Source organism: Rhizobium changzhiense (assembly GCF_013087625.1).
Taxonomy (GTDB): domain Bacteria; phylum Pseudomonadota; class Alphaproteobacteria; order Rhizobiales; family Rhizobiaceae; genus Rhizobium; species Rhizobium sophorae.
Window position 1 is genome coordinate 477,352 of sequence record NZ_JABFCQ010000001.1, and the last position, 11,534, is coordinate 488,885.

An 11,534-nucleotide genomic window follows, 5' to 3' on the forward strand; every position below is an offset into this window, starting at 1 on the left:
TCAACCCTCCGCCGCGGGATCATTGGCGGCAAGCTTGCGCTCGCTGCCAGCGCGGATGCGGATCAGCGCCAGGATGGCAAGGCCGGTGACTGCGACGACGGCGATTTCGCCGAGCGTGTCGGTGCCGCGGAAATCGACGATGATGACGTTGACGACATTGGCGCCGTGGGCGATCGATTTGGAATAGGTGTTGAAGAAAGCCGTCAGCGCGTCGTTGAACGGTGCCTCGGTTGCCCGCATCAGCAGAAGCGTGAAGCCGAGGCCGCAGGCAAGCGCCAGCGCGCCGTCGAAGAGCTTGCGGCCGAGCGGCCGCTGATCGTCGGGCGAGAGACGAAGCCTGGTCATGACCAGGGCGAGAATCACCACCGAAAGGGTTTCGACCATGAACTGGGTGAAGGACAGATCCGGCGCGCCGAACAGCAGGAAGATGATGGCGACAGCGAAACCCTGGATGCCGAGCGAAACGATTGCCGTCAGCCGATCGCGGGCGGCGAGCACGGCGGCAAGGCCGAAGGCGGCGATCAGGAAGACCGCCCATTCATGCAGCCTGACATCGGTCGGCCAGGCCGGCAGACGCGGCAGTTCGCCATAGACGACGAGCGGGATCATGAGGATGGCGGCAACGCAGAGGAAGGTGCAGGTGACATAGATCTCCAGCCGCCCCGGCTGGAGCACACGCATGACTTGGCCGGAAAAGCGGACAAGGCCCGATATGGCGACATCAAAGCCATGGTCCGGCCCAGGTCCGGCCGCGCGCAGGAAGACGGCCATCAGGAAACGGGCGCGCGCGAGTTGCCAGTAGACGCCGATACCGAGCAGCACGGTCAGGGCGGAGAGCGCCAAGGGCAGGCCGATATGCGGCGTCAACGAAATGTCGATTTCGACGGGTGTCTGGCGGATGGCGGATGCGATCGGCGAGGACAGGATGGAATGGGTGAGGGTCGAAAAGATCGCCGCGAGCAGGCCGAGGATAGCAAGAACGGCGGGGCCGAGCCAAAGCAGGACGGGGGCTTCGTGCGGCGGTTTCGGCGTCTCCACCGGCCGGCCGAGGAAGGGTTTCAACGCCACGGCGAAGGCGACGGCGAACATCAGCGCATTGCCGAAGACGGTTATGGCGGTAAAGGTGAGTGCGCGGACATCACCGCCGACGAGTGCCGTATAGATCTCCTCCTTGGCGAGGAAGCCGAAGAAGGGCGGCAGGCCGGCCATGGAGAAGGCGGCCGCAAGCGCGATGATCCAGGTGAGCGGCATCGCCCGCATCAGGCCGCTGAGCCTGGTGATATCGCGCGTGCCGGTCTCATGATCGATGATGCCGGCGACCATGAAGAGCGCGCCCTTGAAGAGGGAATGCGCCACCAGATAGAGCGCCGCCGCCTCGATCGCATGGTCCGAGCCGAAGCCGATCAGCATAACGAGCAGGCCGAGCGAGGAGACGGTGGTATAGGCAAGCTTGAGCTTCAGGTCTGTCTGGCGGATGGCGAGCGCGGTGCCGACCACCAACGTCAGCCCGCCGAAGAAGGGCAGAAGGATTTCCCAGGCAGGGGTTGCCCCCATGACGGGGTTGAGCCGCATCAGCAGATAGACGCCCGCCTTCACCATGGTGGCCGAATGCAGATAAGCCGAAACCGGCGTCGGCGCCTCCATGGCGTTCGGCAACCAGAAATGAAAGGGAAACTGCGCCGACTTGGTGAAGGCGCCGCCGAGGACCAGGATGAGAGCTGCGAGATAGAACGGGCTTTCGCGCACCGCATCGCCGGCTCCCATAAGCAGCGACATGTCGGTGACGCCTGAAATGTTCCAGAGCAACAGCAGGCCGGCCAACAGGCAGAGCCCTCCCCCGCCGGTGACAACAAGCGCCTGCAGGGCAGCCCGGCGAGCCGCCTCACGCTCGTGATCGAAGCCGATCAGCAGGAAGGACGTGATCGATGTCAGTTCCCAGAAGACGAAGAGCATCAGGAAACTGTCGGAAACGACGACGCCGAGCATCGCGCCCATGAAGAGGAAGATGAAGGAGAAGAAGCGGCCCTGATCCTTGTGTCCTTTGAGGTAGCCGCCGGCATAAAGCACGATCAGGGTGCCGATGCCGGTGATCAGCAGCGCGAAAGCCAGCGACAGGCCGTCGAGGAACCAGGAAAAGGAGAGATGGAAGCTCGGCACCCAGGAATAGCCGCCGGTGACGACCTCGCCGCGCGCGATCTTGGGAATGAAACGCAGGAAATGCAGGAAGGCGAGCAAGGGAGCGATCGCCAGGAGCCAGGCACCGTTTGCGCCGAAGATGCGGATGACGAAGGGGGCAGCAAGAGCGCCGGCAAGCGGCAGACATAGGGCCAGAAATGTCAGAGCCGTGACATCGGCCATATCCCCTCCTCTACCGCATGATTCAAAATGTTACAGGCTTTTGCACGTCCGACAAGGCGCGCGGCGCTGTAAAGGCAACAGACGAAAAGCCGAAGAAAACCGGCCTGTCTTCTGGCTTAGGCGAAACGGGGGAGCGTCTCAAGTGATTTCGGCCGCAAGCCGCACCGCATGGCGATGTTCAAAGCCGATCAGGCCGTCGATCTGGAAAGACGCGTCAGCAGCCGGGCGATGCAACCGTGCAGGATGAAGACCAGAAGCGTCAGCGGCCAGAGCAGGCAAGCGAGGAGCCCGGCGAGACGATGGAGCGTCAAACCGTCATGATTGGCCCAGCCTTCCAACAGCGTGACGGCCATGGCGGCCACGGCCACAAGGCCGTAGAGCAGGACGATTGCTGTTTCAAACACCAGTGTTTCTCCAATGCACGCAACATTAACCCTAACAGAAAACCCCTAACGGATGTAAAAGCAAGCCTCTTCCCCTAATTGGGTATGCCGCCAATCTCATGGCGCGCCGCGGGAGACTTGATGAACTGAACGCGGCGCACCACATTTTCTCGCGAAACGGAACCCGCCCCTCGGCGAAAGGAGCACCTCATGTCCGACACTGCGACGACCGCCAAGATCCACAAGACCGACGCCGAATGGAAAGAGCAGCTCACCCCCGAGCAATACCGCATCACGCGCCAGCACGGCACCGAACGCGCCTTTACCGGCCCCTATTGGGATTCCTTCGAGACGGGGCTTTACCGCTGCGTCGGCTGCAATGCGCCGCTTTTCCGCTCCGACACCAAATTCGATGCCGGCTGCGGCTGGCCGAGCTATTTCGAAGCGGTATCGCCCGAAGCGGTGACGGAGCATCGCGACACGGCCTTTGGCATGGTGCGCACCGAAATCCGCTGCGGCAGCTGCGACGCCCATCTCGGCCACGTCTTTCCCGACGGCCCGCCGCCGACCGGCCTGCGCTACTGCATCAACGGCCACTCGATGGTGTTCGAGCCGGGGAAATAGGCCTGAACCTGCGATCGGCATCTGCCGATCCCGCGGCCATGAGGAGACTAAGCGCGACGGAAATTTCCGTGCCACCATGGACGACATGGTAGCGGCGGCCGCCAGGTGGTCGGCCGCCGCCCTTGTTTCGATCAGCTTCTGATGGCGATGCGCCTGACCTGTGACTGCGCCTTTTCGCTCTTGGGCAAGGTGACGGTCAGGACGCCGTTCTTGAAGGTCGCGTCGACCTGATCTTCCTTGACCTCGGTCGCGAGTGGGATGCGTCGCTCGAAGCGGCCATAGTAGCGCTCCGAGAACTGCTTCTCCTTGTCTTCCGTCTCCGAACGCTTTTCACCCTTCAGCGTCAGAACGCCATCATCGAGAATGACCTCGATGTCCTTTTCCTCAAGGCCGGGGACTTCGGCCGTCACCTTGATATCCTTATCGGTGTCGGAGATCTCGACACTCGGCCAGCCGGCACCGAAACCGCTGGCGCCCCGCAGTGACGGCAGGCCAGAGCCGAAGCTGCGGAAAGCATCGTCGAACAGACGGTTGACCTCGCGATGGAGCGACAGGAAAGGATCATGGTCGTCCTCGCGGAGGAGACTCGGAACCTGGTGGCCGTTGTTGCGGCCCCAAGGAATCAAATCACGAACACTCATGGCTTACTCCTTTCTGGTGGTTCTTGGGCATTCCTGACGGCTCAGGCTGCCTGCGTCTCGGCCTCGATCTGCTTGGTCTCGGCCTTCGGCATTGCATTTCCAGTTCCGATCTCGATCTGGCGCGGCTTCATCTCTTCAGGAATTTCACGCTTGAGGTCGATGGTCAGCAGACCGTTGACGAGGCCGGCATCCACGACCTTGACGTGGTCGGCCAATTCGAACCGACGCTGGAAGCTTCGACCAGCAATGCCGCGATGCAGGTATTGAACATCTTCGCCGTTCGCCTTCTGCCCTGAGACGACGAGCATGTTCTGCTCTTGGATGATCGCCAGTTCGTCCTGCGAGAAGCCCGCCACGGCCATGGCAATGCGGTATTCGTCCTCGCCGGTTTTGACGATATCGTAAGGCGGCCAGTTGTCGATTGTCTCGGCGCGGCTTGCAGCGTCGAGTGCGTTCAACATCCGCTCGAAGCCGATGCTCGACCGGAACAGGGGAGAGAAATCGAGGTTTGTCCTCATAGCCATATCCTCCTTACAAGCAACATGGATACAGGAGACGCCAAGAGCGACAGGCGTCTCCTGGACCTGTCGATCCCTGCTCGGCGATCGACAATACTGATATAATTCAGCAGTTTACCGTTTCAAGAGGAGAGAATTTCTCAGCGAAAAAAATTGCTTTCTTCGAAGGCACCACCATATCTGGGCTGAGCTTGAGAGAGGAGAAATGGTTATGACAATGACTTCAAAGGACGTCATCGCCGTCCTCGGGCCCGCCGATGAAACGCTCGTGGCCGAGGTCATCGCGACAGGCGCCACCCAGGCTGAACTCGCCGAGGCATTTGCGTGGGCCAGCAACGACGAAGCCTTGATGGGTGAAGGCCGGCCTCTGCCAACAGGCAGGGTTGCTGCGCTTGTTGATCTGCTGAGTTCGGATGAAGAGGAACCGGAATAGGAAAGGCGGATGACTCGCCTCCCCCCACTGATCCGTCATGCTATCGTGAGCACCTGAACATTGCCGTGGCGGTCCATCACATCGACCACGACCTGGTGTCCCGACCGGAGAATGGCGACGTCAGCCGAGCCAATACCGATCGACAGGCGTCGTAAGATCACCTCGTCGAGGAATGGGGGAAGCCTCGGTACGTTGAAGCTGATGCGCAAGCCATTCGGGTCGAAGTCGAGGCCAAGACAGGATTGCAGCAGCGACAAAGGAGCGGCTGCCGCCCATGCTTGAGGCGAGCAGGCGACCGGATAGAAGGACGGCCCTCGTGCCCGCTGGCGCGGCAGGCCGCAGAGGAGTTCGGGGAGCCGCCGCAGGTCGATATAGGTCGAGGCGGCAAACAACCCCTCGAATATCCGCACGGCTTCGACGCGGTAGCCATAGCGGGCAAGGCCGCTGGCGATCAAGGCATTGTCATGTGGCCAGATCGAGCCATTGTAACCTCCTCTGTTGAGCAAAGAGTCGTCGGCAAAAATCATGCCTGCGTCCTTACGAGGCGCGCGGCAGGTCAGATGGGAGAGGTCAGGTTTCGAATAGCTGTCGGCGCCGTCCCCCCTTCCAGTAGCTGCACAAGCCAAAACCAGGAAGCCGGCGTGCCGGCAGTTTTCGGCGAAGGGTCCTGCGGGCCGTCGAGGAAGTCGACGCAGCTTGCTTCTCAGCTTGCCGATCGTCCTTGTCCAACGTCTTCAGCGCTTCAAGGATTTCGTCATAGGAGACGGCTCTTTCCGCCCCGGGATAAAGGCGAAGGGCCGGTGCGGAATCGATCGCGAAAATATCGGATGCCCATGACGCGAGAATAGCGCGCTTCTCGTCATTGCTGATGTCGGCGGCGGTGAGCACGTCACGCGGGTGACCGAAATGTTTGGCCGGATAAAGCAGATGCGCCGCGCTGATTGCCGCCGTGGCCTCCTGCTGCATGGAATTGCTGGTGCTTTCCTTTCTCATAGCTTGGCTCCACTGATGTTGACCGATGGAACTTGGTTCATTCGATAGTGCGTGGGGAGGCCCGCCCTTAAGAGCAGGGCGGGCCGAGCGATCGCTTAGAAGTCCATGCCGGGGCCGGCGGGCATGGCCGGAGCGGCCTCCTTCTTGGGCTTCTCGGCGATCATCGCTTCCGTCGTCACCAGAAGACCGGCAACGGAGGCGGCATCCTGAAGCGCGGTGCGCACCACTTTCGCCGGATCGATAACGCCCTGCGCATAGAGATCGCCATATTCGCCGGTCTGGGCATTCCAGCCATAGGAGAATTCGCCTTTCTCGCGCAGCTTGCCGACCACGATCGAGCCTTCTGCGCCGGCGTTTTCGGCGATCTGCCGTACCGGGGCTTCGATTGCGCGGCGCACAATCTCGATGCCGACGCGCTGGTCCTGGTTGGCCACGCTGAGATTATCGAGCGCCTTGACGGCGCGCAGAAGGGCAACGCCACCGCCGGGCAAGATGCCCTCTTCGACGGCGGCACGGGTTGCATGAAGCGCGTCGTCGACGCGATCCTTTTTCTCCTTCACCTCGACTTCCGTCGAGCCGCCGACACGGATGACGGCAACGCCGCCGGCGAGCTTGGCGAGGCGCTCCTGCAGCTTCTCCCGGTCGTAGTCGGAGGTGGTTTCTTCGATCTGGGCGCGGATCTGAGCCGTGCGACCGTCAAGCTCCGCCTTCGAGCCAGCACCGTCGATGATGGTGGTGTTTTCCTTCTCGATCGACACCTTCTTGGCACGGCCGAGCATATTGAGCGTCACGTTCTCGAGCTTGATGCCGAGATCTTCGGAGATGACGGTACCGCCCGTCAGGATGGCGATGTCTTCGAGCATGGCCTTGCGGCGGTCGCCGAAGCCGGGGGCCTTGACGGCAGCGATCTTCAAGCCGCCGCGCAGCTTGTTGACGACGAGTGTTGCGAGGGCCTCGCCTTCGACGTCTTCAGCGATGATGAGGAGCGGCTTGCCGGATTGGACGATGGCTTCGAGAACTGGCAGCATCGACTGCAGGTTCGAGAGCTTCTTCTCGTGGATGAGAATATAGGGGTCCTCGAGCTCGACCCGCATCTTGTCCTGGTTGGTGACGAAGTAGGGGCTGAGGTAGCCGCGGTCGAACTGCATGCCCTCGACGACTTCGAGCTCGGTTTCGGCGGTCTTGGCTTCCTCGACGGTGATGACACCCTCATTGCCGACCTTTTCCATTGCTTCAGCGAGGTAACGACCGATCTCGGAATCACCGTTGGCGGAGATCGTGCCGACCTGGGCGATTTCGGAATTGTTGGAGATCTTGCGGGCGTTGGTCTTCAGTTCCTTGACAACGGCGTCGACGGCGATGTCGATGCCACGCTTGAGGTCCATCGGGTTCATGCCGGAAGCGACCGCCTTGGCCCCTTCCTTGACGATCGCCTGGGCCAGCACCGTTGCAGTCGTGGTGCCGTCACCGGCGAGATCGTTGGTCTTCGAGGCGACTTCGCGCAGCATCTGGGCGCCCATGTTTTCGAACTTGTCTTCGAGCTCGATTTCCTTGGCGACCGAAACGCCGTCCTTGGTGATGCGCGGCGCGCCGAAGGACTTGTCGATGACGACGTTGCGCCCTTTCGGGCCGAGCGTCACCTTCACGGCATTGGCCAGCACATCGACCCCACGCAGCAAGCGTTCACGGGCATCGGTATGGAATTTGACTTCTTTCGCAGCCATTCTTTCACTCCTTCGATAGGCAGCTTTTCTTGACTAATGCGCTGAGAACGCCTCAGGCGGCGATCTTTTCGGCGGCCTGGGCCTCGATAATGCCCATGACATCGCTTTCCTTCATGATCAGCAGATCTTCACCGTTGATCTTGATCTCCGTGCCGGACCACTTGCCGAACAGAATGCGATCGCCGGGCTTGACGTCGAGCGCCTGGATCTGGCCGGCGTCGTTGCGTGCGCCGGGGCCGACGGCGATAACCTCGCCTTCCTGCGGCTTTTCCTTGGCGGTATCAGGGATGATGATGCCGCCCTTGGTCTTTTCCTCGGAATCGAGCCGGCGGACGAGAATGCGATCATGAAGCGGTCGGAACGACATGTTTTCCTCCAATGGACAAACAATAATGACGTTGTTCCCTGGCCGGACCGGATGACCGGTCCGGGCGGGTGCAAACCTCTGTCGAGCGTTTTGCGCGGAATGATCTGGTTTTGCGGTTTTTCCATTTCAAGGGGGTGGCGAAAAAAATTAGCACTCGCCGGAAATGGCTGCTAACATACTGAGAAGGAACAACAAACACTGTTTCCGCGTTGAGAAACCAGTTGATGGAGGCAAAAATATGCGCCACCTTCTCGTTATCGCGAAACGGAGATGAAGCATGGAATTTTCATCGGACATAGAGCGCCAGCTCAACGGTTACGGCCTTACCACCGCGCACATCCTCTACCGCATGCCGGATTTTGAGTCGGTTCTGCAGACCTATGTCTGGCAGGATTACGATCTCGCCCCCGACTTTCCGGAAATGCACAGATTCCTGGATTTCTGGCAGTCCAAGCTTGACGGGCCGCTGCATTCCGTTCGCTATAGCCACCAGCGGCTGATCGGACCGAACGAATGGCGTCGCGTCACGGGCGAGTTGCGATTGCACTAAATCGAATCCGACAGTCCCAGCAGATGGCTGCGTATCCGCCAGCCATTGTTGCCCATAGGGCCTTACCAACCGCTCGGTATCGCGCGAAAGCCCCAATCAATCGTGATCGGCAGGGCATGGCCAACTCGAGGGTGCCGAAAGGCCTGCCGGCAGCTTGGTCGAGGCATCGCCGCAGGCAAGGTCGATCTGCGCCTGTTCGAGCCCGGCGGCGGCCGAGAGGTCGAGGCCTTCGATGCGGGTCAGGAACATGAAGGCGCGCTCGAAGGTCGCCGGGCCTTCGAAGGTGGCCTTGGAGAGATCGGCGCGGGAGAGATTGGCGAAAGAGAATTTCACCCCCGTCAGCACCGCCTTGTCGAAATCGGCGCGGCCGAGTTCAGCCTTTTCGAAACTCGCGCCGGAGAGCTGGGCGCCGGCGAAATTGGCGCGCTGCAGTTCGGCGCCAGCAAAGGACGCGCCCTCGGCGGCGACTTTGGCGAAGGTGGATCGGTAGGCCTCGATCTTGGCGAAATTGGCGCCTTCGGCGTGTGCACCCTCGAGAGAGGCGCGCACCAGCGTCGCTTTCTCCAGATTGGCGGATTTGACGTTGGCGCCGGCGAGATCGGTCAGCGAGAAATCGGTGCCGAAGAGATTGGCGCCTTCGAGGTCACTGCCCTGCAGCATCAGGTTCTTCTTGGTGCATTCCTGCCAGTCGAGCTTCGGCGAGGCTAGGCTGCCGCAATCGGCGGCCCGTGCGGCAACCGGCGGAAATGCCAAAAGGACGAGGGCAAGGAGACCGAGTGACGATCCGTGCATTGCCATTGAACAGTTCACCCCCATGACGCTTAGATGACGCTTTCAGGCCGCCTTTCGCGAAGCAGCCTTCCATTTTCTTACACAGCTCAGACTACAATAAAAAGATGGCGAGCGCCGTTCACAATGGATTGCTGTCCGGCTTTTCTTGGCAGGTGGTATCCACCTTACCTGGCAGGTGGATCAATCCGCCTTGCCGGGCAGGCGAAGCTCCATGCAGGTAAGGTCCAGCCAGCGGCCGAATTTGGTGCCGACCTCGGAAAATCTGCCGGCGATGCGGAAGCCGAGCTTTTCGTGCAGCCTGACCGAGGCGGTGTTCTCCGCCTCGATACCGGCGATCATCACATGGATATTGCCGGCCACAGCACGCGCGATCAATTCCCGCATCAGGCGCTCGCCGATGCCGCCACCCCGGCAATCCTTGTCGACATAGACGGAATGCTCGACCGTGTGGCGGTAGCCGTCGAAGGGCCGCCATTCGCCATAGGAGGCGTAGCCTGCGACCTTGCCCGACATTTCGGCGACGATGACGGGAAAGCCGCGCGCCTGGCGCGCCCTGAACCATTCCAGCCGGTTTTCGAGATCGACCAGCGTATCGTTCCAGATCGCCGTCGTGTGCTCGACGGCGTGATTATAGATATCGCGAATGGCGGAAAGATCGGCTTCTGTGGCGTCGCGGAGGAGGACAGCGTCAGTCATGATGCTCGGGTTCATATTGTTTGCGAAGGCGGGCATACGCCCCGCCTGGGAAGATGTAAACGGCGGATGCGCAATAGGAGCGGCCTCGGGCACATCAGTCGTTCAGAGGCCCGGCGCCGACAGGCTGAAACAGGTGAAGACCGCCGAATAATGCACCGCCGCGGCGGTGACGACGAAACCATGCCAGATGGCGTTCTGGAAGCGCAGCTTCTCCCAGACATGGAAGATGACGCCAAGTGAATAGATGACGCCGCCGATGACGATCAGCAGCATCGAGGCGGCGGGAATGCGCGAGGCGACGGGCTCGGCTACGAGCACGCCGCTCCAGCCCATGGCGAGATAAAGCAGGATGGCAAGACGGTCGAAACGCCCGGGAAAGGCGCATTTCAAGACGATGCCGACGGCGGCAAACAGCCAGATCGCAACCAGCATGAACAAGAGCAGCGGATCGTCGGCGCCACGTTCGAGGAAGGGCGTATAGGTGGCGGCGATCAAGAGGAAGATCGCCGAATGATCGAAGCGGCGCAGATACCATTTCGTGCGCGAGACCGGCCAGGCATTGTAGGAAAAGGAAATGGCAAGCGTCAGCACCAGTCCGACGCCATAGATCCAGGCGGCGGCGAGCGCGCCATAGGAGCTCCAGACGGTGGCGTAGAAGATCAGCACGGTGGCCCCGATCAGCGCCAGCACAAGACCGACGCCGTGGACGATACCGTCGGCGATCAATTCATATCTATCATAAGCCCAGCGAATGCCGTTGAACTCGCCCATGCACGCCAATCCGTTTCATACCCGATTGCAATCGTCGCATCGAACGGACGGGCGCGCAACTGCGGCAAAGCGGACGGGCGGTAAATCTTCGTGACAGGCAGCAGGGTGTAAAGTCAAACCTTCTGCCGGTCGACCAGCACCGAGCATTTGGCATGGCGCACGACCCGATCGGCGGTGGCGCCGATGAAGTAGTTGGAAAAATCGGGAACGTGCGAGGCGACGATAATCAGGTCTGCGCCGTGGCTTTCGGCGGCCGAGATGATCGCTTTGGCGGGCGGGCCGTTGCGGATCTCGACAGTTGCCGCAACACCGGCTGCGGCGACCAGAGCTTCCAGTTGCCCGCGGCTGTCCTTCATGACGTCCTCGACCATATTGGCCGGCAGTTCGATCGCGACATAACTCGGCACATCCTCGACGACATTGAGCGCGATGATCTCGCCGCCTGCGTCGAGCAGAGACGCGGCCTTGCGGAGGATTTTTTCTCCCTTGTCGATGCCGCCGAGCGCGATCGCTACGATGATCTTCCTGTACATGGCTTCCCTCCATGACTGAGATGTATAAGTTTCCTCTGATGGAGATATGAGCGCATTGATCGCGATCAAGTGGGCGCAAGGCATCGTCAACATCTGCTCAACGCTTCATCCTCAAAAACAGGTCTTCTGTGAACAATCGGGATACGCCATA

General features: G+C 60.8%; 14 protein-coding genes and 1 pseudogene. 3 read left to right on the top strand and 12 right to left on the bottom strand.

From position 1 onward, the window contains the following. Positions 1-2,358, bottom strand: coding sequence for a putative monovalent cation/H+ antiporter subunit A (locus G9X68_RS02390; RefSeq protein ID WP_171601127.1), 2,358 nt, complete (start codon positions 2,356-2,358; stop codon positions 1-3). 188 nt (positions 2,359-2,546) lie between these two features. Then, a complete protein-coding gene (locus G9X68_RS02395; protein WP_011651078.1) occupies positions 2,547-2,762 on the bottom strand; it encodes a hypothetical protein in 216 nt (71 codons plus the stop codon). Between the two features lie 189 nt (positions 2,763-2,951). Here G9X68_RS02395 and msrB point away from each other — a divergent pair, with 189 nt between their 5' ends. After that, complete coding sequence (gene msrB / locus G9X68_RS02400) at positions 2,952-3,365, top strand: peptide-methionine (R)-S-oxide reductase MsrB (protein ID WP_171601128.1); 414 nt, start codon at positions 2,952-2,954, stop codon at positions 3,363-3,365. A 131-nt stretch (positions 3,366-3,496) separates the two neighbouring features. Here the strand turns inward: msrB and G9X68_RS02405 are convergent, their stop codons facing one another. Next, positions 3,497-4,006, bottom strand: a complete 510-nt coding sequence (locus G9X68_RS02405; protein ID WP_168316753.1) for an Hsp20/alpha crystallin family protein — start codon at positions 4,004-4,006, stop codon at positions 3,497-3,499. 41 nt (positions 4,007-4,047) lie between these two features. Beyond that, complete coding sequence (locus tag G9X68_RS02410; RefSeq protein ID WP_168316797.1) at positions 4,048-4,524, bottom strand: Hsp20 family protein; 477 nt, start codon at positions 4,522-4,524, stop codon at positions 4,048-4,050. A 211-nt stretch (positions 4,525-4,735) separates the two neighbouring features. On the opposite strand from G9X68_RS02410, the gene G9X68_RS02415 reads away from it, so the two are divergent. Further along, a complete protein-coding gene (locus G9X68_RS02415; protein WP_017959619.1) occupies positions 4,736-4,957 on the top strand; it encodes a hypothetical protein in 222 nt (73 codons plus the stop codon). Positions 4,958-4,992: 35 nt separating this feature from the next. Here G9X68_RS02415 and G9X68_RS02420 read toward each other — a convergent pair. The 4 genes and pseudogenes from G9X68_RS02420 to G9X68_RS02435 all read right to left on the bottom strand — a co-directional run. Further along, positions 4,993-5,445: pseudogene (locus G9X68_RS02420) on the bottom strand (amylo-alpha-1,6-glucosidase); the annotation flags it as partial. Between the two features lie 82 nt (positions 5,446-5,527). Continuing rightward, positions 5,528-5,950 carry a hypothetical protein gene (locus G9X68_RS02425; RefSeq protein WP_171601129.1) on the bottom strand — a complete coding sequence of 141 codons (423 nt, stop codon included), beginning with the start codon at positions 5,948-5,950 and terminating at the stop codon, positions 5,528-5,530. Positions 5,951-6,045: 95 nt separating this feature from the next. Next, on the bottom strand, positions 6,046-7,674 hold the full coding sequence (gene groL / locus G9X68_RS02430; protein WP_171601130.1) for a chaperonin GroEL: 1,629 nt from the start codon (positions 7,672-7,674) through the stop codon (positions 6,046-6,048). A gap of 52 nt (positions 7,675-7,726) precedes the next feature. Next, complete coding sequence (locus G9X68_RS02435; RefSeq protein ID WP_168316756.1) at positions 7,727-8,041, bottom strand: co-chaperone GroES; 315 nt, start codon at positions 8,039-8,041, stop codon at positions 7,727-7,729. Positions 8,042-8,318: 277 nt separating this feature from the next. On the opposite strand from G9X68_RS02435, the gene G9X68_RS02440 reads away from it, so the two are divergent. After that, a complete protein-coding gene (locus G9X68_RS02440) occupies positions 8,319-8,591 on the top strand; it encodes an usg protein (protein ID WP_168312273.1) in 273 nt (90 codons plus the stop codon). A 96-nt stretch (positions 8,592-8,687) separates the two neighbouring features. Here G9X68_RS02440 and G9X68_RS02445 read toward each other — a convergent pair whose 3' ends face one another. From G9X68_RS02445 to G9X68_RS02460, 4 genes are all read right to left on the bottom strand, one after another. Continuing rightward, positions 8,688-9,389 (bottom strand): pentapeptide repeat-containing protein, encoded by a 702-nt coding sequence (locus G9X68_RS02445; protein ID WP_168312274.1) that lies wholly within the window; start codon positions 9,387-9,389, stop codon positions 8,688-8,690. A 174-nt stretch (positions 9,390-9,563) separates the two neighbouring features. Beyond that, on the bottom strand, positions 9,564-10,115 hold the full coding sequence (locus tag G9X68_RS02450; RefSeq protein WP_168316757.1) for a GNAT family N-acetyltransferase: 552 nt from the start codon (positions 10,113-10,115) through the stop codon (positions 9,564-9,566). A gap of 66 nt (positions 10,116-10,181) precedes the next feature. After that, positions 10,182-10,850 (bottom strand): PAQR family membrane homeostasis protein TrhA, encoded by a 669-nt coding sequence (gene trhA, locus G9X68_RS02455; RefSeq protein ID WP_029875311.1) that lies wholly within the window; start codon positions 10,848-10,850, stop codon positions 10,182-10,184. A 113-nt stretch (positions 10,851-10,963) separates the two neighbouring features. Continuing rightward, positions 10,964-11,383 (bottom strand): universal stress protein, encoded by a 420-nt coding sequence (locus G9X68_RS02460; RefSeq protein ID WP_168312276.1) that lies wholly within the window; start codon positions 11,381-11,383, stop codon positions 10,964-10,966. Positions 11,384-11,534: the final 151 nt, after the last annotated feature.

Coding starts and splice junctions, on each gene's coding strand:
- G9X68_RS02390 (WP_171601127.1), bottom strand. CDS start 2,358: ATGGCCGATGTCACGGCTCTGACATTTCTGGCCCTATGTCTGCCGCTT.
- msrB (WP_171601128.1), top strand. CDS start 2,952: ATGTCCGACACTGCGACGACCGCCAAGATCCACAAGACCGACGCCGAA.
- G9X68_RS02405 (WP_168316753.1), bottom strand. CDS start 4,006: ATGAGTGTTCGTGATTTGATTCCTTGGGGCCGCAACAACGGCCACCAG.
- G9X68_RS02410 (WP_168316797.1), bottom strand. CDS start 4,524: ATGAGGACAAACCTCGATTTCTCTCCCCTGTTCCGGTCGAGCATCGGC.
- G9X68_RS02415 (WP_017959619.1), top strand. CDS start 4,736: ATGACAATGACTTCAAAGGACGTCATCGCCGTCCTCGGGCCCGCCGAT.
- G9X68_RS02425 (WP_171601129.1), bottom strand. CDS start 5,950: ATGAGAAAGGAAAGCACCAGCAATTCCATGCAGCAGGAGGCCACGGCG.
- groL (WP_171601130.1), bottom strand. CDS start 7,674: ATGGCTGCGAAAGAAGTCAAATTCCATACCGATGCCCGTGAACGCTTG.
- G9X68_RS02435 (WP_168316756.1), bottom strand. CDS start 8,041: ATGTCGTTCCGACCGCTTCATGATCGCATTCTCGTCCGCCGGCTCGAT.
- G9X68_RS02440 (WP_168312273.1), top strand. CDS start 8,319: ATGGAATTTTCATCGGACATAGAGCGCCAGCTCAACGGTTACGGCCTT.
- G9X68_RS02445 (WP_168312274.1), bottom strand. CDS start 9,389: ATGGCAATGCACGGATCGTCACTCGGTCTCCTTGCCCTCGTCCTTTTG.
- G9X68_RS02450 (WP_168316757.1), bottom strand. CDS start 10,115: ATGCCCGCCTTCGCAAACAATATGAACCCGAGCATCATGACTGACGCT.
- trhA (WP_029875311.1), bottom strand. CDS start 10,850: ATGGGCGAGTTCAACGGCATTCGCTGGGCTTATGATAGATATGAATTG.
- G9X68_RS02460 (WP_168312276.1), bottom strand. CDS start 11,383: ATGTACAGGAAGATCATCGTAGCGATCGCGCTCGGCGGCATCGACAAG.